The sequence below is a fragment of the Mucilaginibacter sp. OAE612 genome (assembly GCF_041806395.1).
Taxonomy (GTDB): domain Bacteria; phylum Bacteroidota; class Bacteroidia; order Sphingobacteriales; family Sphingobacteriaceae; genus Mucilaginibacter; species Mucilaginibacter rubeus.
In genome coordinates this window covers 2,041,373-2,062,858 of the sequence record NZ_JBGMUW010000001.1, presented here as the reverse complement: position 1 = coordinate 2,062,858, position 21,486 = coordinate 2,041,373, and the positions used below count along the sequence as shown (strand labels likewise).

Here is a 21,486-nt window from a genome sequence, read left to right as displayed (position 1 = left end):
AAATAAATTCAAACTATAAACCCACCAGGCTGTACGGAACCCTTACTGCTTTTACCTGGTAAAAGTTAGGATCCTGGTTATTATTTACGCAGGTGGTTGTGCTGCAGCTGCCGCCATCACCATTATAATTAAGGCAATAGGTAACAAGCAATTCGTTATGTCCGTTTATAAACTCAGCGTGGATGGCCGGGGTATAGTACTTTGCCAAATGGCCCTGGTAAACATCATTGATGGTGAAAACCATTTTAGGCGCAGTGAAAGGCCCCTTAGGACTATCGGCCGTTGAAATATAAATGTTATGGCTCGCCGGATCACAAAAATAGCCCAGGTCCATTTGCATCATTACATATTTATTGTTCACTTTTGATATGGTCACATTTTGCTGCGTGGTATTGCCCGCACCTACGTTTATAGCTGCCGCCGAAGCGGTTGTACGGGTTGACGACCATGAAGAGCCTGTCCAGAACGACCAGTTAGACGGGTTACTTACCGGGAAGCGGGCCAGGAATACATTGGACGTATTGAAGAAAACGCTTTTGCTTCCGTAAACATATACCGAGTCGTTAGTAGCGTTTTTAACCATCCCGTTTGAAAACCCGGTTTCTGTTTGGCCCGACATACCCGCAGGTGTTAACCGCGCGGCTGTACCCCAGTTAAGTCCGGATGTGTTTTGAGTTAAGTCATAAAGCACCTGGTTTTCGGGTGTAGATCCGTTGGCCGATTCAAATGTGTAAAGATAAACGTGGCTACCGGCCTCAATTCCTGCGCCGGGCCAGCGATAGGTTGAGTTATGATCGCCCGGGCTTTCAATGATCTCCATGCTGTTTACCGGCGAATTATTGGTAGTGATATTTGGCGTAAGTGATTGATCCCAGCTGTGACTGGCCGGCTGCAGCAGGGCCGAATTATGATATTTAAAAAACTGGCAATATAACTGTCCGTTACTTTGAAGCTGTGACGATTCATAGGCATCTTCGGTTATCCAAAGCACTTTTCCGTTGTTGGCCCCATAGGTAAGCGGGATACTTTTTCCCTCATCAAAAGCCACGGTGCCATTGGTACGGTGAAAAAAGTTCACGACATCATCGTCGCGGTAAGCCTCGGCTGTAAGCCCGTTAAGCAGCCAGGTTTGCGCCGTATTCCCGGCAACAAATATTTCCTGGGTAATAGGCGTACCATTAGTGGCAGATGATCCATGATTGGTGACCGCAAGCCCATTACCCACATTAATAATTTTATAAACGCCGGTACTTACTGCCTGAATATACCATTGCTGGGCATTGTTAGTGTTGGCTTTATCCTGCCATAGGCCTGTACCGGGATTCGTGGTGGCCAAGGGTACTTCCAGATATTTACCGCTGGCTACGTTCATGATCTTAAATTTGGTAGTGCTGGTTATAGCGCCGCTACCCTGTTGTACAATTATCCATTTTTGGTTGGGAGCCGTGGCCGTACCACTGCCCGAGTATTGGTTTTGCTGCGCACCGGTGCCATCATTAAGCATACCGCTGCTAATAATTTCAATAGCTTTACCGCTTAACACGTTGGTGATGAAAAAGGTTCCGTATGAGCTTACCGGCGATCCGCTGGTTAGTTGTACAGAATCTGTGCGTACAAAAGGTTTGGGGTACTTAACGGCAGCTTGTTTGCTGCATGAGGCCAGCAAGGCCATGGCCGTCATGGTACAGGTGAACAGGTTTGTTTTCATAATTTGGTTTGGTTTATAATTTGGTTTGATGTTTGGTTAGTGCTGTCAAATCATTCAATTTATAAAATCGATTTAGCAATTCTATATAAAAAACCTGCTCATCTTTCCTTCACGCATATCCTAAATTATCAGATCCCCCAGTTTTTATTGGGTGTTGCGCCCATACTTAGTTCAAGGGCGCCGCCTGCCGCAATATCCTTATAATCGATATAGCATTTATTATAGGTTTTGCCGTTAAGCTTTGCTCCCTGTATATAAATATTTTTTGCCGAATTATTATTGGCGATGATGGTAAAGGTTTTACCCTTTGCGTATTTAGGATCAAGCTTTAACGTTACTTTATTAAATACCGGACTGGTGATCTCCTGCCTGGTATCGCCGGGACAAACCGGATGCAAACCACTCGCTGCCAATACATACCAGGCCGACATTTGCCCCACATCTTCGTTGCCTACTAAACCCTCTACCGAGTTTTTATAAGCCCGGCGGCAGATCTCACGGGTCCATTTCTGGGTAAGCCATGGAGCGCCCAACCTGTTATATAAAAATGGAACATGGTGCACAGGCTCATTGGAATGATTGTAGTAATCGTTCCACATCATGTTATCGGGCGTTTTTTCAAAAAGATTGTTCAGATCAGCTATCACCTTGTCGCGGCCGCCCATCAGTTTTGCCATACCATCAACATCCTGCGGCACAAACCATCCCTGCTGATAAGGGTTGCTCTCAATACAGCCGTACCATTGTTTAATCCGCCCCTCTGCAGGCCATGGAAGCCAGTTGCCGGTACTATCCTTAGGCCGGAACCAACCTTTATCCGTATCAAAGATGTTTTTAAATGCCTCTCCCCTTTCGCCGTATTTTTTTACGTCTTTTGTTTTGTTAAGCGCTTTTGCAAGCTGTGCAACGCACCAATCGTTATAGGCGTATTCAAGCGTATAGCTTATGCTGCCACCACCCGGAGTAAAACCCTTATCGCCATTGCCAAATTTTTCAACAGTGCTCACCGCTAATTTATAGGCATCTGGTATATTATAATTACGGATGCCTTTGGCATAAGCATCGGCCAATACAGCTACAGCCGGGTTGCCAAGCATACAACCGCTATATGCATTCAGCAGTTCCCAGCGCTCCAGGTAATCTTTCTTCTTTTCATTCGCAAGCGTAACCAGCGAATTAACCAGGTCATTAACCAGCGAAGGGTTAATAATGGTTTGTAAAGGCATCTGGCTCCTGAAAACGTCCCACCCGCTAAATATGGTGCGTTTTTTAAATGTTGTAGTATGATGAACCTTGCCATCACCACCCATATATTGCCCGGTAACATCGCTTACAATGCGGGGATCGATCATGGTATGGTACAATGCTGTATAAAACACCGTTTTTTGCTCTGTAGTGCCCCCCTGGATACTTACTTTTGATAAGGCGTTATTCCAGAGGTTAACGGTATGCTGATGAACAGCATCGAAATTCCAGTCCTTTATTTCGGCTTGCAAATTGGCTTTGGCACCAGCTATACTCACAAATGAAATACCCGATTTAAGCAATACCTGTTCACCGGCTTTGGTAGCAAATTCGCTATAAAAACCAAGGTGCTTTCCCTGCTTTTCCTTCAAGCCTTTAAGGATCTCAGCATTAGCTACGCGTTCCTGGTATTTATCGCCGGTAACATCGTCCAGCTTACGGCTCCAGTCCCTTGGAATATCGGCACTCCAGACGCCATAGTTTTTAAGCGGCTTGCTGAATTGGGTATAAAAATATACTGTATAATCTGCATGTCCATCACCATTGCCCCATCCGCCACCGTCTGGGGTGCATTTCATAAAGCCCTCAATAGCGTGGTCATCAACTACTTTTACATATTGCAGCGTTGAAGTTCCTCCCACCCTCCGGGCCAGATCAATCTGGATACGCGATTGTTTATTTTGAGAAAAGGTAAAGCGCAACATGCCGCTATGAGGGGCGGCAGTGGCTTCGGCCTTGATATGATTATCAGTTAGCAGAACACTGTAATATCCGGCCGATGCTTTTTCAGTGCTTTTATCGTAAGCAGAACGATATCCAACCCCTTTAGTGCCTGGTTTACCGGCACTGGTTTTAATTGGCCCCGCTGTAGGCATTACCAAAAAATTCCCCAGATCGCCATACCAGCCAATGCCACTCATTTGAGTAAAGGCAAAGCCTTCAATACTTTTATGTTCATAGCTATAGCCCGAGCCATTGTCGCCTCCGGTTATGGTGTTTGGGCTTAACTGTACAAGCCCGTAAGGTGTGGCAGCCCCCGGAAAGGTTTTACCTAAACCATGGTAAACCCCTGCCCCATCAGCGCTGGTGCTGGCACCTATAAAAGGATTAACATAGGAAGCCGCATTTTGCGCTTTCAGCACTGTTGCCGGACTAAACAACATACCCGCGGCAAACACGGTTGTTAAAGATTTTTTTAAGGCTGGCAGCGTAGTTATGTTCATAATAGTAGTACCGGATAGAAAGTTTAGTTTACCGTAAGTTTTTTAGGACAGATAAACCGTCAGAACTAAAATTGACCGGTATTTATTAATTGGTTATTGCACGACCAAATTATATAATAAAATCGATTTAGCAAATTTTTGTTAATTTTATTTTTTTCAGATAGATATTCTGACTGAAGCTTCCATTAACATTGCAGTGACATACATACCTACAGCCATTTGCTAAACCAATCCAACGTCATTTTAAAATGTTCCGGCGTAGATGTATGGAATAGCTTTGGCGTTACATCGCGCATAATCTTATCGGTTGCCCCTTTCGATCTATATACTTGCATGGCCGAAGCGTAAGCTATGTTTGCTCCGGGAAGCGGGCAATTGGGATCATTTTCTGTGCCTACAATCAACATCGCACGGGGCGCTATCAATCGCAGCATCGACGGACAGTCGAACTCGCCGGTGATACCGGGTAATAGTTTATCCCATACAGCCTGTACATTACGCCTGTTTAATACCGAATCGCCAAGGTCTTTAGCTGCCTGCAAATGCGCTCCCCGGATAGTACCTGCACGCCCCTGCCATTTATCATTATCTAATGACCATTTGAAACTCTGCACTGCAATATCCAGTACAATTACTTTTATCCGCTTATCTACTGATGCCGCAAGCCATGTTTCCATCCCTCCCATGGATATGCCGCCCATACCAATGCGGTTGGCATCTACATCAGGCCTGCTTGCCAGGTAATCGGTTACCCTCCAAAGATCGAAAGCGGTATCAAACAAAAATGGATGCGTTTGATGGGCTTTGTCCTTATTTTCCCAGGCAGCGGTGGCAGCTGCTACGTATTCTTTTGAGCCGTGCGCGCCTCCGGCAATGCGTTCGCCATGAAAGCGGGCATCAATGGCTACGCCCATGATCCCTCTTTTAACCAATTGGTACAACATGTTTTTGTTGTCTTCCTTTTTACCACCTGTACCATGTAAAAAAATTACAGCAGGGTATGGTTTTATACCGGTAACCGGCTTATAAATAAGAATAGGCACCCGTTCGTCCTTTTCGCTGTAAATAAAACCGTGCTCTATAATAACCGAATCTGTTTGTGTTATTGTAATGGATGGATTTAATGGAACGCGTGGCCTTTCCAGCAGTTTTTTAATAATCAGCAACAACCTTATCAACAGGAGGATAATTTATTTGCTGCGCAAATGAAAGCAAAGAGCATAACGATAATGTAATGCCGACACAAAGCACTTTAATCTTAAACAACATAACATGATTGATTTACCTGTACAATGTATAAAATATACAGCTTAATGAGTGTAACAATACTAACATGTAATAAAAAGCACAAAAGCTGGATGTCTCCATCCAGCTTCTGTAGAAGCTACCATTAACGGTAACTTTCCTGAGCACGTTAATTTTCTTCGGTGTATTTCTTAAAGTTGTTAAGTATCGCCTGCCAGCCATTTTTTTGCATTTCAAGGGGATTTTGATCTTCAGGGTCGAATGTTACTTCAACTTCGGTTTGATCGCCATGCGCTTTGAAGGCAACCGAGGCCTGCCTGCCGTTTGGCATGGTATAGGTAAACTTTTCGCCATCAACAATTTCGTCATAAGTAGCTTCAAAGTCAAAACCAAAGCTTCCGTCTTTAGCTTCCATTCTTGCCGAGTATTTTCCGCCTACCCGCATATCATTTGATGCAGAAGGACATTGCCACGAAGGATCGGCAAAGTTCCATTTGGTAATGTGTTCGGGATTGGTGTAATAATCCCAAGCTTTTTTAGCATCTGCATTTACCGTAGCGGTAACAGTGATCTTATTGCTCATTTCTTACTTTTTTAAGGTTAATAATAATTGGTCAAGTTTTTCGAGGGTTGCCATCATTCCCTGTTCCATGCCCATCTGGATAACCGTTTCCAAATCTGAAAGCGATTTATAAGTTACAATGGTTTCTACCAAAGCGTTTTCTCCTTTATCGGTGAAATTTACAAGCCACTCCGCGCGGGGAAGATCTTTATTTATTTCACCTTCTGCATTACAAAAAGCATCCAATGATGTATAGTAATCAATCGGTTTGATTTTCAGATAGTCTGTCCAGCCCCAGTATTCTGTACCATTGGGCTCTACCATGGCATAGTGCCAGTGGCCACCTTCGCTAAAATCCATTGATTTGGTTTTGGTGGTTAAGGGTGCTGGCGCAAACCATTGGTCAAGCAATTCCTGCCGGGTGTAACAATCCCAAACCAGTTGCCTGTCGGCTAAAAATTCACGCCTGATGGTCAGCGTATTTTTTTCTTTATCTGCAATAAAATCAAAGTACAAGTTGTTTTTCATTTTTGTTGTTTTTTTAAGGTAGCTAAAAGGTTATCGAGTTGCAGAAACCGGGTTTCCCAAATCTTACGGAATTGCTCCAGCCATTTGTCTATTTCTTTCATTTTGTCAATCTCCAATAGATAATAAATCTCCCGGCCCCGATGCTCCGGTTTCACCAGTTCACATTCGGTTAAAACCCGCAAATGCTTTGAAATTGCCTGTCGGGTAGTATCAAAATGTTCGGCAATGGCATTGGGTGTCATTGCCTGCAATGCTATTAAAGCGATAATAGCTCTGCGGGTAGGATCGGCAACAGCCTGAAAAATGTCTCTTCTCATTGAAGTACTATTTACGAACCGGTTAATAAGACCGCCGGTTCATTTAAAACTTATTTCCTGATCATGGGCAGGTATTTTTCCCAATTGTCAATAATTACCCAAAGAACAATTGCGATCAATACTAATACAATAGGTAAACCTGATGGGGCCATACTAATATTAGCCAATAAAATACCGGTTAAAAGAGGTACAAGTACTAATGCGCCGAGCGCCCTGGTCCTTGGGATAATCAATAATACACCGCCAAGGATTTCCATGGCACCCACCAGCGGCATTAGCCAGCCTATTTGCATAAAGGCCTGCCCCGCTTTCACCATTTTTTCGGGCATTTCTTTAGGCATGGGCATGTAATGAAAAAATTTGTCACAACCGGCGTTGATAAACATTAGCCCGGTTAACAGGCATAAAACAAATAGGATTTTAGTTTTCATGGTTTGGTTTATTTAAATAAGAAACTGATTGGTTGCAAATATATACGCAACTAATTGGTTTCACAAATTTATTTTGATTTTTTTAGTTATAAACACAAAGCCCCGATATCTGCGATATCGGGGCTTCTAATTATCCAATTTTATAACTGTTATCCCAGTTGCAGATCTTTTTGCTGTACAGCGCCTGGTTGCCCAGGTGCACACTGATGGCGGTGCGGGCTCCCGTGAATACATTACTATCCGGTAGCTCATTATGCTGTATTTTTTGATAAAAATCGTTGAATGCATACCAGGTACCATCTTTCGTCGCCTCGGGCAGAATGGGTGTGCCTCCTTCTTTATTCCATACAATACGTGTTGCACCGGTTACGCCGTCTACAGTCCCTTTTTCTTTCAATAGTTTTTTCTCGGGGTAAAACATGCCCTGATCAGTTAGCAGGGATACAGTACCCAGGGTACCTTTAATCTTGAAAAGATAGCCGTCATGCGCATTGCCGCACATCGCGCCGAAATTACCGATCAGGCCCATGTCCGGGTAACGTAACATCAGTTGTACATTATCATAGGTCTCCCTGCCATCTTTAAACACATCTATTCCACCGGTGGCAAAAAATTCCTGCGGATGGGTATCAAAAACCCAGTTAATAAAATCAATCTGGTGCGAAAGCAGTTCGGCCGCCAGTCCGCCCGAATATTCTTTGTACATGCGCCAGTTGATGGCCCGTTCCAGTGAAGGATCAGGCACCGGGCGTCGCCAGTTGCCATTGCGGTCCCAGCGGCAATCTACTTGCGTTACTTTGCCCAGGTAGCCTTTATTGATCATCTCTTTAACCCGGTAATATAAAGGCGAATAGCGGTACTGGTGACCAACCTGCAGCACCTGGTTGCTGCGCCCATGCATCAGGCTCACAAGTTCAAGCGCCTGATCAATGGTATAGGTCATCGTTTTTTCCAGGTATAAATGTTTGCCCGAGCGGATAACATCAGCAGCCACAGCGTAGTGCAGGTACAGCGGAACAGCAACGATGATCGCCTCCACCTGCTTATCATCAATTAATTTACGGTAATCCGTATATATTTTCACTGAACCAGGCTTAACCAGTTTTTGTGCTGCTGTCAGCCTGAAATCGAGCACATCGCACAAGGCAGTAATGCGGAACTGATCGGGCATTCCGTTAAGGATATTCATAATCCCGGTACCACGGTCGCCACAGCCTACCACTGCAATTTTAACAGGATCGGCCCCGGGCTGTATTGCGCTCAGGTTTTGGTTTAGCAATAGTCCGCCTGTTAGCAGGCCTGTATTTTTCAAAAAAGTTCTTCTCTCCATTTATCCAGTTTTATTGTTGATATCCTTTAAAGTAAGCAGTAACCGTATCTGCTATACGGCCATCCGGCTTCCGGTATACAATATAAGCACCCAGATCCTTCCGGTTTTTCAGAAAGTTCAATGTGCGTTTTAATCCCATTGTCATAAACCCGTTATCATAACCATCCGCTGTTATTGCATCTTTTGCATAAACGGTAACGCTGATCATTTCGTTTTGAATTGGATAACCTGTTAACGGATCCATCAGGTGCGAAACCTGTTTGCCGCCTGCTTCATGATGTTTGCGGTAATTGCCGGATGTAGTAATGGCGCCATCCCCCGGCTCGATCACTTTACGCATCGGGGCCGGGTTCAGGTCATCACCACTGATGCCTTCAATGCCCACCTTAAACGGTTCGTTTCCGGGTTTATGGCCTTTAATGCGCAGTTCGCCACCCAATTCGATGAGGTAGTTATGAATGGAATGCTGTTCCAATAACGAAGCCAGCAGATCGACAGAATAGCCCTGCGCGATGCCGTTGAGATCCAGTTGTACTTCCGGCTGGGTTTTGTGTAAAAAAGTACCTTTCAAACTGATTTTATCCGCTCCTACATGATGAAGGAGGTTTTGCACTTCTTCCCGGTCGGGGTCATGTGCCGGTTTAATTACACCAAATCCCCAGGCATCAACCAAAGGTTTCACTGTGGGGTCAACCAGCCCCCCGGTTGCGTGGCTGATCTGCAGCGCACGGGTGATCAGCACACGAAAAATTTCATCTATACGGATACCTTTTGCAGAACGGTTGAACTGGCAGATAAGCGAATTAGGCTGATATAGGGACACCGACTGATCAAAATGCTTTAACAGGCTATCCGTTTGCGCTGTATTCACCAGGCTGTCGGGCGCATAATACACGATACCATATGTGGTACCTTGTGCATACCCCTTCAGCTCGAAGCGGCGGAGCGGCTCCTGCTGTACGAAAGCACAGCATACCAAAATAAAGACGCAAGGATACGCCAGTAAGATCGTTTTCATAGTCAGATAGCCAAATGTAAGCATTCAGCCGCTTTTTCATCTCATTGCGTGAAATAAGCATAGCGATCATCTGCAGTGCCGGGAGTATTTGTGAAAAAAATGGAGGTATTTGTTGGATCTGTGCGCTTCAAAGTATTTCCAGAGAGAGTCAAGCCGGATATTCAAATCCATTCTACAGTAAGCTCAACCTATGAATATACAATGGAGTTGTTCAATCTCTCTGGTTCCTGTCTTTAATTTCAAAATAACATTGATTGCAAACAACTTTAATGTCTGCGAAAGCCATTGCGTTATCAGTCCACTCGCCGTCTCTGAGCCTGATCTTTTCGCACTCATCACACCATGCCTGATAGTCATCATCAGGATCAAATGATGGATGGGAATCGAAAGCCTCATGGAAACCAATAGATTTATTACTAATTAAATGCTGACAGACAAATGCAACACGATCAGACACATGTGTTTCACAATCGATATACTTATTTTTGAGATCGTTGTATTCTGCTTGTGTTAGTTCATTAGTAAAAATAAAATACATAAACAGATGATCGTGCGGTATGCGATATGAACCAATCGCGTTTAACAATTTTGCCGAAATCGCGGTCATTTCCCAACCTGTATATTCATCCCCTTCAAACAGACCTTCAATAAGCTGTTCAAAATCGTTTTCTAATCCGAAAGCTTTCACTTTTTCCAAAGAACGGCTGACGTGTTTGGGGGTGGTAATGTTATCCCAAGCCCATTTCCAGGTGTTGTCTTTGGTTGAAAATGAACCAACATCAACGTATTTAAAATACAAATTTCTTTCATTGTCCGATTTGAAATGAAATGCACCAACGCCATGGTCGTAAAACCATTCATCATAACTATCAATATCATACAACTTCATAAATTCAGGTTGTAACGACATTAGATGTGTTACACATTGACTTTTAAATTCTTCAAAATCGTGTTCCTGTGACAGCATAGAACGAATTAATTTTAAGTAAACTTAAGATTTTCAACAATAAAAAAACCGTAAGCGAAACATACGTTCAACTTACTATTTTTCTTTTCGTACTCAATCCCGATCGCCTCACGAACCAATTTTTAGATGATCTGAAACAGTTGCCGTTCTATTTGATGATTGCGGTCGATCTAAAATTTCTAAGCCGTTTTCAATTAAACCTTCATCGGTACAACAAAAGGGTTAATAGTTGTTCTAATATCTTCGCACTGTATGGATAACCTGCGTGTAAGGAAAACCCAATTTAGCATCAGAGGCTCATTTTTTGTACACCCCAGCCAATAGTAAGCCGTATTTCGTTCTACCTTATCATCAAATTAAAACGGCTGGCTATGAACAATCAATACAAGCTATTTGGAATCGTAACCTATTTTCTTTAATTAATCGACTAATAGTTTAGCATTTAAATACAATGCCATTATTTCATCTCTTTTCAAGATCCGGCCGAATACTTTTATATTAGTTAAAAACGCTGAAGCTGAAAGATGGCCGCAGCTGCTCCCTATTGTTTTTAGCGGACAAACGAATTGCTTTTCGACTGATTCTGTTTCTTTGCCATCGATATACAAAGTACAGGTATTATGCCCGCCGGTCAAAGTTATTTGCGTCCATTTATTTACAGGGACAATGCCGGTAAATACCTGCCGGTAAAAATCTTCACCCTCACCTGCGTACTCTTTATAGCCAACAGTCCGGGCAATACCTAAACCGGTCTTGCCCGATTTTTTATCTTTAAGGTTCAGGAAAATTGTTCCGTAAGGCGATTCGAACAGCACCGTCGTTGTATCGCGGGTATCTGTTTTTTTAACCCGGAAGCTCAATGTCCAGGGTTGTTCTAATTCGTCGGCTGGTAAGTTTAGCCAAACAAAATCATGCTGATCAAGCGCTAATACTGATTTCGATTCGTAACCGGCCAAAGGTTTTATTAACTGTTTATTTACAGCATCGGGTAAAGTATTTTCTTTGAAATCGACGTCAATGATTGGATCACTGTTTTTGGAAGCGTCCAATAGCCTTGTATCATTTACCTGAGGTACGTTTTTCAAGCCGTCAACTCTCTTTATAAATTCATCAAAAGTAGGTGACATTTTATTGCCCCATAGTTTCTCGGCCATTACGGGTAAAGTCACCGCAACCTCGTCTGCCGTTTCATGATAGGTAAAACCCATTGGCCCAAGATCATTCCATACATGCAGCTTCGCCCCTAACAAATCAGGTTCGCCCGGGTTTAGCTGCTGGTTTGGCCCGAAATCATTCGGTGCCCATTTTTCATATAAAAACTTATTATCTACGCCATAGTAATTTGTACCCGGAACAATATACAGCCACCCGTCCGTTGATTGTACTACCTGGTGACCCGCTTTAATCTCCTCCTTCGCATTATTACCCAACCACATATCAATCATTATATTGCTATCAATAGGGGTAAATCCCGGCATTTCGTTGTATCCGGACCATATCATTACTTTTTTCCCTTTAGCACCTATGTATCTGTTGAAATGATTGATATAGTTACAAAAGCCTGCTGCAAAAGTCTTACGGTCTTCTGTCGTAGTAGCCTTTTTAAATCTGTATTCGTCAGTTCCGATATGGAAATACGGTGATGGAAATAACGGCACAAATTCATCGAAGATCTTTTCCATCATGGTGGTAGTTTTGGGATTTAATACATCCAGCTGTCCATCCTGTAATTTTTCATTTTTTAGCTCGGGGGCAATATCTAAAATACTCATGGCGTGGGGGGGCGCATCAATTTCAGGGATAATATTTATGCCACGATCTGCGGCGTATTGTATCAAATCCCTGATTTCCTGCTGTGTGTAAAATCCATCTGTTGCTGTTAGCTGCGGATATGTTTTACTTTCGACCCTGAAAGCTGCATAATGCTGGCCGTGAAAAGCCTGATCGTTTAAATGTAATTGTAATTGATTCATTTTATACCAGCTCATGCGGCATATGTAATCTTTCAGCTGCGATACCGGGAAAAATTTCCGCCCAACATCCAGCATAAATCCCCTAAAAGGATAGGCAGGGAAATCTGAAATAGTATAACAAGGAATACTTTGCTTATCGGTGCTCTGTTCAATTAACTGCAACAAAGTCCTGGTAGCGTAAAAAACACCTGCCTCATCCATTGCCTTTATAATAACCTTATCCGGCTTGATTTCCAGGTGATAAGATTCTTTTTGGAGTTGGGTTAAATGACGCCGCGGTTTGATTTTTATGATGATATCATTCTTCCCTCCTTTTGCCTGTAACCCGGCTTGTTGCTCCTTGCTTCGCAACGCAGCCAGGTCTTCAAGGAATATTGCAACAGTTTTTTGTGTTGATACAGATGGCTTAAATTTAAATACCGTAGCAGAATTGATAATGAAGCTGCCGCTACCTGCCTGCCACTGATGAACCGCCGGTATAATATTCGGCGCAATGTTATTCACCTGGGCGTGCAGGCCCGATTGTATTAAAACAAAGAAGCTAATGTACGTGATTAATTTTTTTGTTGAGATCATTCAAATGAATTTCGATGTGGTTGTAAATAACAATTAAGAAAACTGGAGGGGTAATTTTGTTGCTTCTCCGGTGGTTTTAACCATATCCGTAGCCATTTATTCAATAGTAAACCATGTATAACTCTCGGGCGCTATATTGAAGGTTAGTGTGATCTCATATTTCCTGTTAACAGGATACCTTTTAGCTACCCCTCCCTTTTCCCTGAGCAGGGCCGAACTTGTTAAACCTGTGTAGTACAGGGGTACCTTAATGGTTCTTGTGATCGCAACTTTAAGCGGGTTGTAAAGCATGATCATTCCTTTTGTACCTAGTTTCGGGTTCACATGCAGCAAACCATCCCAGTCCCTGCCGTCGGCCCGGCGAAGATGGATAATATCGGAGTTAAGGATGCTGCGATATTTTTTATACCAGTCAATTACACTTACCACCATCTTGCGGGTAGCCTCGGTATCATACAATCTTGGGCCGCGGTAACAGGCCTGGACTCCCGCCCCGTAATATTGCACCATCAATTGTTCATAATCTTTCAAATGATCCGAAAGCGGTTCCAGCACGGCTTCGGGGCCACCGCCCTGATACCGGGTAAGCGGCACAAATCCCCAGCCCATTGCAGGGGTCTTTTCCCAGGTACCATCAAAAATATTTTGACGGTTCAGGATCATTTGCTGATCACGCGGCAAAGAAAAATTAACTTCCCGGTAGCCTAAGGCAATTTTATTGGTGCCATCCAGAAAATACCAGTCGGGAGCGTTTACATAAATACCATGCTCATTGCACCAATGATATAAACCTTTTTGCAACTCCATTTGCTGCCATTGGCTATCATCCAGGTTTTTATGGCCGGGGTGTGTAGTTGAAGCACAAACGTCGCCGGGATAAGGGCCGTCATTTTCAAAAATGTCGAACCCGGTTTTACCAATAAAGTATTTTAATTTATCCAGATAGGCCAGGCCCCATTTGCTGCCCAAACAAGGGGCATTACCAAAGAACGCAGCTGCATCCGGCTTTTTTGTTACCGGATCAATCACATCATCTTCATCGCTGATCCGCCTCGAACTAAATAAAGAATAGCCCCCTATCAGGATATGTTTACTGTGTGCATAATCGGATAATACTTTCCAGCGTTGTATGTTGGTGATCGAGCTATCCTCCATATTGCAATGGCTTCCAAAGCTGAGGATCAGGGCTTCATATCCTGTCGCCGCGCATTGGTCTATAGCCTTTTTTACATCATCATCGTTACGGCTTACGAGGTGCATGAAGATGGGATTTTCTGTTGTCCATGGAGCTATAGTGCTGTACATTTTCCTGATAGCCAATCCCCTCCTTTCGCGGTCATAACTATCCATCAGTAACTCATAAGTACGAACCGAGTTAAAAACCTGCCCCTTTCCCAAAGCTATACCAGTAGCCTTTTCCGGATATACCTCCAATAAACACGGCGTTTGGTAATTATAATTTACCTGTGATGTATAATTGCTATCGGCTTTCCAATGGGTAGTTTGGTCGCTGATATCATATCGCATAGAGTTGTTGAAGGCATAATTAGTCTCCAAATAGAGCCCGTGCTGTTTTTCCATTTGCGCCGGCGAGCCAACTACGGCACTCTCCTCCTCTACCGTTGCAAGCACCTCATTTATAACCCTGTTTAACGTTATCGCTTTATTTCCTTTATTCTGAACCGAAAGCCATTTTACCATAAGAGGAATATTATTATACAGTTCATAATGTACAGTAACAAGCAGATCTTTTAAACCGTCAACATTTGATTTATAGGTAAATGACAGCATTTTACCGGAGCCAGGTGCGGTATTAAGCGCCCATCCCCGCGGTTTCCAACGGATGTAAGGAGGAATATCCGTTACCGAAAACGATTGAAACTGAAAATCATTTTCATTGCCTTTGAATCCGCTTACCCATTCGGGCAGCAGATAGGCATTCTCCTTTTGCCCGTAAAGGCCTCCGATATTATATTCCCTGCCATCAACAGTTAACTTCGCTTCGGGCTTTACAGCCCTCAGCAATTGCTGGCCGTTGCTCATATTGCTGTAATCAATGCAGGCCACATTTTGCTGAATCCGGAAGGTCCTTTTTACTAAACCATTGCTCAAAATAATGTTTTTACCATCAGCATAAACATCGGCTTTTTGCTGAACCGGGTTTACCAGCCAATCCTGAGAAAGGATCGGCCTGTTATTTTCCTTCCAGACAGGTAATTTATTATTCGCTTCTTGTGAACTGGCGATGTTGATGATGCCCCAAAAAGCAATCGTCGAAAAAAACAGCTTTCTTTTCATTTATTTCTTTTCAATTTGTTCCATATTTTAAAAGCAACACTATACGGGCAACCTGTTCAGTCAAAACGAATGCGGATAATAGCGGTTACTTACGCTTCCATCTTCAAATAAATCTAATATAGCATAGCCAGGCGGGGTTTCGCGGTAATAACATTTAGCCGCCGAATCACTATCGCCGTCTTCCCACCAAAATCCACTTAAGGCGCCGTTACAATAGTAGCGAACGCCATCATAACCGGCCTCATCAAGTAAATGGATATGGCCGCTTATACAAGTGATTGTTTTGTCGCGATGTTTATTAAATAAGTTGGTAATATATCTTGCATCTGTATGGTTGCCTCCTTCCATTATGGTGCTTACGCCCAAAATCGGGTAATGGCTCATACACAAAACGGGGGTGCCGCGCCGCAGTGACGCCAGGTCGTTCTCCAGCCACTTTCGCTGTTCGGCATCTAATGAACCTGCATTATCATTATTGCTGTCGAGAATGATAAAATGCCATCCATGCTTTTCAAAACTGTAAAAGCGGCCGGGCATTTCAAGCTGAGCGATAACATGCGGTTTGCCATACATGCTGTCGGATTTGTCAGGGCAAGCCCACCACATATCATGATTGCCCAAACAACTGTATACTTCATATCCCTTAAATCTTTCACGGGCGTTTTTCCATATCGCCCACTGTTCGTTGACCCGTTCACGGGTAATGTTATTGTAGTCGGCAGCGAATATGGAATCACCTCCGTTTAGAAAAAAATCGACCTTATGTTTCTTTATTTCTTCAATGCAGCGCCCGAAACGTTCCGGCGCATTGTATTCGGGGCGGATATGTACATCTGTAATATGCGCTATCCTTAATACCCGTTTCTTTTCATGCGGACCGGCCAAAGCATTCGGTTCGCGTTTTACTCCTAATGGCAATGATATGGCGAGCAGCCCTATCCCCTTTACCAGGTCCCGCCTTTTTTTTGAGTCGACAGTGTTTGTCATGTTTTTAGTTAAGTGTTTTAACGGCCAAAATTTTGTTGCCGGCTGTGATTTGCAGCTGTACTTTTTGTCCTGTTTTTACCATCACTTTAGGCCAATGTAAAAACGCTGTATACGGAAGCGGCTTCTGAGCCTGGGCACTGCTTTCTGCAAAAACGGCTACGTTGGCATCATACCCGGTGTTGTTGCTCAGCAGCAGTGTGGTCAATTTCTTATCCTTCTTCAAAACAGCAGCTTCCACATGATCAAAAACCAGGAGTTTTCCCTTATCTGTCTGAAGATAAATTCCGGGCAGTTCAATGGCCATTAACATGCCGTTCGTTTCCGTCCATGAATTCCGGGTGTTTATGAAATTGCCAACGCTGCCCCTGCCTTCTGCGTCACTGGCTTGAATTCGTTCCATGCTTGATCCGATAAGGTTGTTGGTAGTATAATGGCCGGGCATATTCACTGCTTCGGCATGCGCATGTTGAATATCCATTATCAAATCTGCATATAATTTGTTACCTGTTGCACGGTATAATTTGAACAGGTAATCGCCCGAGGCTTCACAAATACCCGGAGCCGAATGTTTATTTTGAATACTGGCCCAAACTGCCCCGGCCATATGGCAGTTCAACTTTGCGATCTGACTGCAGGCTGGAAAAACAGGATCATAGGACAATACCCAGGTTGAACAAAGCGCCGCCTCTACCTCAGCCTTCTGTAACCAGCTTTTATCGCCCGTAACGTTGTATAAGGCCATCAATGATTCTAAAAAACCAAATGCTGATTCTGAATTAGCATCCATACTAATATCCCCGCAGTCGCCGCCAGTGAGGCCCTGTTTTACCACATCGCGCTGGTAATAATAATTTGCAGCCCCCCTGGCTACTACAAGCCACTCCGGATGATTAAAGTAATTTGCCGCAATAGCCAGTCCGCCGGGTGCAATTGCTCCTGCCGTAGAATTGAACACGGCTATCTCGCCAGTTTCGGGCACAATGTACTGCCCAAACTCGCCGTATCTTTTCCAGGTATTAGTAAAAGCTTCGGCCAGTTTCTTAGCGGCCGACTCCCATTCGGGCTTAATTATAACTCCAAAACCCTGCGCTTTCAGCAGCAACAGATGTTTCATCAGCCACAATAAAGCGTCACTGTTTTTGCGTACCATAGCCTGGCCTTCCGCGAAATCGGGGTGCATTTTTTCAAAAAGGAGGCGGCCATTTGCTTCTATTCCGCCGCGAAAAAAGCCGCTTTTCCCCTGAAGTTTATTCACTACGAAATCGATCTCCTCCGCCACACGCTCACGTTCTTTTGCATTATTAAGCGCCAGCATAGGATAGGTATTCATCATACCGCTCACCCAACCTAACTGAAAATCGTCATTATTTTCGGGCTTGTAATAACTGCCTGCAGGAACATGTATAAAATTGCCGCTGCATATTGCCGAACCTACTGCAAGTAACTTACTCATAGGTAATATATTGCGGGGGCTATTTGGCCCGGTTATATCCTTACGTACCTGCATAAACTTCGTAAGCAAATCGGGAATGCTGCGGGCATCAAATACATATAACCTCATCGCAATGGTTATATGGTCGCCGGGTTTCCAGTCGTGTGCTTTATCACCACTTTCATGAAAATCCCCAAACCCGGGCGCCAGTCTGCGCACTGCCGGTGCCGAAATGCTAAAGCTGCAACTATCTTGTTTTGCATTTTCTGCAATGGTAAGGCCACTATTGCCCAACTTAGTTTGCTGTGTGGTTAACAGAATAAAGCCTTTCTTTAGTGACGGTGAATAAAAGCACATTGCCGGCGTTGCTGCGTTGCCGGTTTGTAACTGCACCAGCGATGCTTTATCGGGTTCTGCGGATAACCTGGGGTTATTTGAAATGGTTAGCGGTACTTTGGGGTTATAGTACATATCCCTGGTGTAGGGGGGATTGTACCCGTTGCCAATAGCAGGATACCTGTTCCCGTTATACATACTTGCAGGCACCATAACATAATTCTTCCTGCTCCAGCGGCTGAAGTCAAAAGACACCTCCAGGGCCGTGGCAGTTGCATGGCCTTCTTTTAACATAATATCGGCGGTGATATCCAGTATCCCGGCGCTTGCACCCTGTTTTGCGGTTAAGTTAAGCGACCACTGGGCACTGTCTGTTGTCAGGCTGTTGTTCCCGAACACAAATTTATTTAATGCTTTGGTACCCTCATATTGGATAGCACTTACATGCATACTTCCATGCACAGCTTTTAAAAAATCTGGGGTTATAAGCTTTTTTACTCCCTGCGCATGGGCAATGCCTAATAAACATGTATAAATTACGAATGCGGAAAGGCTGCTTTTTTTATTAAAGTTCATGTTAAATCATCAAAGTTTTATGCCCGGACCTACGGATGAAACCAGCAGTTCCATATTTACTTTTTGATTGCTGTTATGCAACGCGCTAACCTGGATTGACGATGCCCCGTGCGGAAGGCTCAAATTGCCCTGAGCTGGAATTTCAGCGATCTTCTTTCTGTTCTTATCCGCTACATAGCAAGTATTATCCTTCAGGATTATAAATTCGCCATTGGTAATTTTTTTGTCGATTGAAAGTTCTGTACCGTCCTGAAAAGTGATCCTGATGCCATCAGCATACCCATCTTTTTCGGCAGATGAGATCCGTATCGCACAATCCAGCGGCTGCGCATCAAATTCATTATTTAACCGGCAGGTATTTTTTTCGATAGTGTATTGCTGGTCAGGAAAGCGGGTTTCACGTACAGGATATAAAACGAAAGACTTTTCGCCGTTTTGCGCCAGGTGAAATTTATAGTTTAAATCTTTTAAACGCTCTTTTACTGCTTTGGTGAAAATATTCAATGCCCTGGCATTTTCCCAGGCGCGGTATGCTTTGAAAATGTTATTCTTTTCCGGGCAATTTTCAACAGCGTGCTGGCTCAAACCAAGCATGTAGGTTGCGTTCCATCCTATTGATTTGGCTTCCAGGTTTTCAGCATCGTATAAACTCCAATCACTCTGCAAATCAACTATTCCGAATGTTGCAGGTAAATAACTGCTCTCAAAAACATATCGCATATCTTTCCCCTCTATTCCCCATTGGTTCAATACCGGATTAAACATATTATTGCCGCCGCCAACATTGCAAACGCTCATATAATGCCAGTTGCCTTCATAAACCGCGCTGCCCATCACGCGGAGATAATCACCTCCATTTTTTGCGTAGCTATCAAATAATTTCCTGAAAAATTGCTTAAAGGAATATTGCCCCTGTCCCTGGTATATGCAGCTCTCTAAACCATCAAAATCAATATAATCCATTCCCCCTTCTGTAAGCCACTTGCCATAATAATCCGCGTATACTTTTTGCAAATTCATATCGGGAACAAAACCACGATAGCAGTTAGGCTGTAGCTTTACTATTGTAGTACCCTTTCTATAGGAACCTCTTTTGGTTCCATAAAGCCCCCTTTTGATATGTAAAAAGGTGTAAGGCTTGCTCTCGCTAATGCCATTGTATTCTATAAGCTCCTTCCCTATTTTCAGTACATTGGTATGGTTACCTTCCCATCCACCAAACTCGTTGAAATAGGCCCTGTCGGCCACCGTTATAACCGTGTCCTGATCAGTAAGATCTTTGGTTATAATGGTGCGCTGCATAATGGCCAGGCTATCGCTTGGTACCGGGGCCACATCGCTGTTATTATCAGGCTGCAAAAACTCGCACAGGGTATGCAGTCCATACCTGATCCCATTTTTTTTCATCAATGCGCCATAGTCCGGAATGTTCATGGGAGCTGCGTTGTTGAAATTTATTTTTCTGTTGGTCCAGCGATTTTGTGGGTTGGGATAATATTCGCCCCATCCTTCGTCCTGTACGCCTTTGATGGCTAATTGATGAGCATAGGTGATCAGGCTGTCATGAGCGCCATGCCACGCGATGTCAGGGCGGTATGCTTTAGGGTCTTTGATCCATTGACCATCAATTTCGGGATGCGGCAGCCCTTCCTTTAAAACTATTTGTTCGATAGTGCGGAGCCCGACAGAATCGGGGCAGGCCAGCAAAGCAACCGAAGATCCGATAAAATCGGCATTTACCGGCGGCACCAACTGGTACCTGGCCGAATTTACTTTCCCATCCAAATTATCGGGTAACACCGGGAAGCGTATCATTTGTTCCTTTCTGCGGTCTCTTGAGTGCATGCAAACTGTAGAACCAAAAGCGGGTTCAAGTCTTGCTCCGTTTCCGTAATTCATCCGGTAATACTCTTCCGGATGTGAATAAAACGCCACATCATTTATCCCATCTCCGCCGATTGTGAAAGTTTGACCTTCCTTAAGGTTTGGAGGCAAGGGGTATTTCAGCGGATCAGGCGAATGAATAAAATAGTACATGAAAGACATGTCGCCTCCTGTTGGGGGGCCGCTGGTAGTATTGTCATTTAAACCAAGTATGCCAAATGCGAAATCATCATCTCTTACTACGCCCAGGATATCTCCAATTGTTTTAGAGATAGTTAATTTATAAGGGCCCCAAACGATATTATCAACCCCGTTTCGCGGCTTAAGCGATACCAGTTTCAATCGTACATACTCCCCTTTTTCATCAGTTTGTACCGTTGCCACCGAACCATTAGGATAGTGTAGCGTTATGCGCTTATTGAGCGTGTTAAATGCAGCAGATACCGGCAGTATATAGTTTTCGCCTTTGTACAGACTAAGCAATGCAGAAACTTTACCGGCAGGGCAATATTCTTTATGGGATGATTTATCCTTAATACTGGTAATAAACCCACGTTTGTTTATACTAAGCGTAACAAACTTTGTGTTTAAAGTAATGGTTTGTGCATTTGCCTGCGGGTGAATTACCAGCATCATACTGAACGCCAGGAGAACTAAAAAACCTGTGTTCAATTTATTTATCATGTTATAAAAACTCATATATAATCAACTAAAAAAGCATTTCCAATTTCTAAGCACCGCTTTCTGATCAATGATAAAAGAGGGCGCCCTGTACCACCATACAGGGACGCCTCTTCAACTAAACCTCAGGTAGTCTCATTACCGGAAGTACACTTAAAAAATAAAACAC

Annotated in this window: 15 protein-coding genes; all 15 read right to left on the bottom strand. The window is 43.7% G+C overall.

Going from position 1 to position 21,486, the window contains the following annotated elements; genetic code table 11:
* Positions 1 to 13: 13 nt before the first annotated feature.
* Complete coding sequence (locus ABID99_RS08725; RefSeq protein WP_373613454.1) at positions 14 to 1,708, bottom strand: RICIN domain-containing protein; 1,695 nt, start codon at positions 1,706 to 1,708, stop codon at positions 14 to 16.
* A 128-nt stretch (positions 1,709 to 1,836) separates the two neighbouring features.
* Complete coding sequence (locus ABID99_RS08720) at positions 1,837 to 4,176, bottom strand: GH92 family glycosyl hydrolase (RefSeq protein ID WP_373613453.1); 2,340 nt, start codon at positions 4,174 to 4,176, stop codon at positions 1,837 to 1,839.
* Between the two features lie 209 nt (positions 4,177 to 4,385).
* Positions 4,386 to 5,354: an acetylxylan esterase gene (locus ABID99_RS08715; protein ID WP_373613452.1), complete on the bottom strand. Its 969-nt coding sequence runs from the start codon at positions 5,352 to 5,354 to the stop codon at positions 4,386 to 4,388.
* 236 nt (positions 5,355 to 5,590) lie between these two features.
* Positions 5,591 to 6,004, bottom strand: coding sequence for an SRPBCC family protein (locus ABID99_RS08710; RefSeq protein WP_354483662.1), 414 nt, complete (start codon positions 6,002 to 6,004; stop codon positions 5,591 to 5,593).
* A gap of 3 nt (positions 6,005 to 6,007) precedes the next feature.
* Positions 6,008 to 6,511: an SRPBCC domain-containing protein gene (locus tag ABID99_RS08705; RefSeq protein WP_354483664.1), complete on the bottom strand. Its 504-nt coding sequence runs from the start codon at positions 6,509 to 6,511 to the stop codon at positions 6,008 to 6,010.
* The gene (locus tag ABID99_RS08700; RefSeq protein ID WP_091162735.1) at positions 6,508 to 6,828 is read right to left on the bottom strand and encodes a helix-turn-helix transcriptional regulator; all 321 of its coding nucleotides are present in this window, start codon (positions 6,826 to 6,828) and stop codon (positions 6,508 to 6,510) included. The genes ABID99_RS08705 and ABID99_RS08700 overlap by 4 nt, the downstream gene beginning before the upstream one ends.
* 50 nt (positions 6,829 to 6,878) lie before the next feature.
* Positions 6,879 to 7,259, bottom strand: a complete 381-nt coding sequence (locus tag ABID99_RS08695) for a DoxX family protein (RefSeq protein ID WP_176627397.1) — start codon at positions 7,257 to 7,259, stop codon at positions 6,879 to 6,881.
* Between the two features lie 130 nt (positions 7,260 to 7,389).
* Positions 7,390 to 8,589: a Gfo/Idh/MocA family protein gene (locus ABID99_RS08690; protein ID WP_373613451.1), complete on the bottom strand. Its 1,200-nt coding sequence runs from the start codon at positions 8,587 to 8,589 to the stop codon at positions 7,390 to 7,392.
* A 10-nt stretch (positions 8,590 to 8,599) separates the two neighbouring features.
* Positions 8,600 to 9,607: an FAD:protein FMN transferase gene (locus tag ABID99_RS08685; RefSeq protein WP_188832530.1), complete on the bottom strand. Its 1,008-nt coding sequence runs from the start codon at positions 9,605 to 9,607 to the stop codon at positions 8,600 to 8,602.
* Positions 9,608 to 9,818: 211 nt separating this feature from the next.
* Positions 9,819 to 10,574, bottom strand: a complete 756-nt coding sequence (locus tag ABID99_RS08680; protein ID WP_176627400.1) for a DUF6882 domain-containing protein — start codon at positions 10,572 to 10,574, stop codon at positions 9,819 to 9,821.
* A 419-nt stretch (positions 10,575 to 10,993) separates the two neighbouring features.
* The gene (locus ABID99_RS08675; RefSeq protein ID WP_373613450.1) at positions 10,994 to 13,123 is read right to left on the bottom strand and encodes a family 20 glycosylhydrolase; all 2,130 of its coding nucleotides are present in this window, start codon (positions 13,121 to 13,123) and stop codon (positions 10,994 to 10,996) included.
* 96 nt (positions 13,124 to 13,219) lie between these two features.
* On the bottom strand, positions 13,220 to 15,421 hold the full coding sequence (locus tag ABID99_RS08670) for an alpha-galactosidase (RefSeq protein WP_373613449.1): 2,202 nt from the start codon (positions 15,419 to 15,421) through the stop codon (positions 13,220 to 13,222).
* Positions 15,422 to 15,481: 60 nt separating this feature from the next.
* Positions 15,482 to 16,408, bottom strand: a complete 927-nt coding sequence (locus tag ABID99_RS08665; protein ID WP_176627402.1) for a metallophosphoesterase — start codon at positions 16,406 to 16,408, stop codon at positions 15,482 to 15,484.
* A 4-nt stretch (positions 16,409 to 16,412) separates the two neighbouring features.
* Positions 16,413 to 18,752 carry a hypothetical protein gene (locus ABID99_RS08660; RefSeq protein WP_373613448.1) on the bottom strand — a complete coding sequence of 780 codons (2,340 nt, stop codon included), beginning with the start codon at positions 18,750 to 18,752 and terminating at the stop codon, positions 16,413 to 16,415.
* A 9-nt stretch (positions 18,753 to 18,761) separates the two neighbouring features.
* A complete protein-coding gene (locus ABID99_RS08655) occupies positions 18,762 to 21,320 on the bottom strand; it encodes a hypothetical protein (RefSeq protein ID WP_176627404.1) in 2,559 nt (852 codons plus the stop codon).
* Positions 21,321 to 21,486 lie beyond the last annotated feature (166 nt).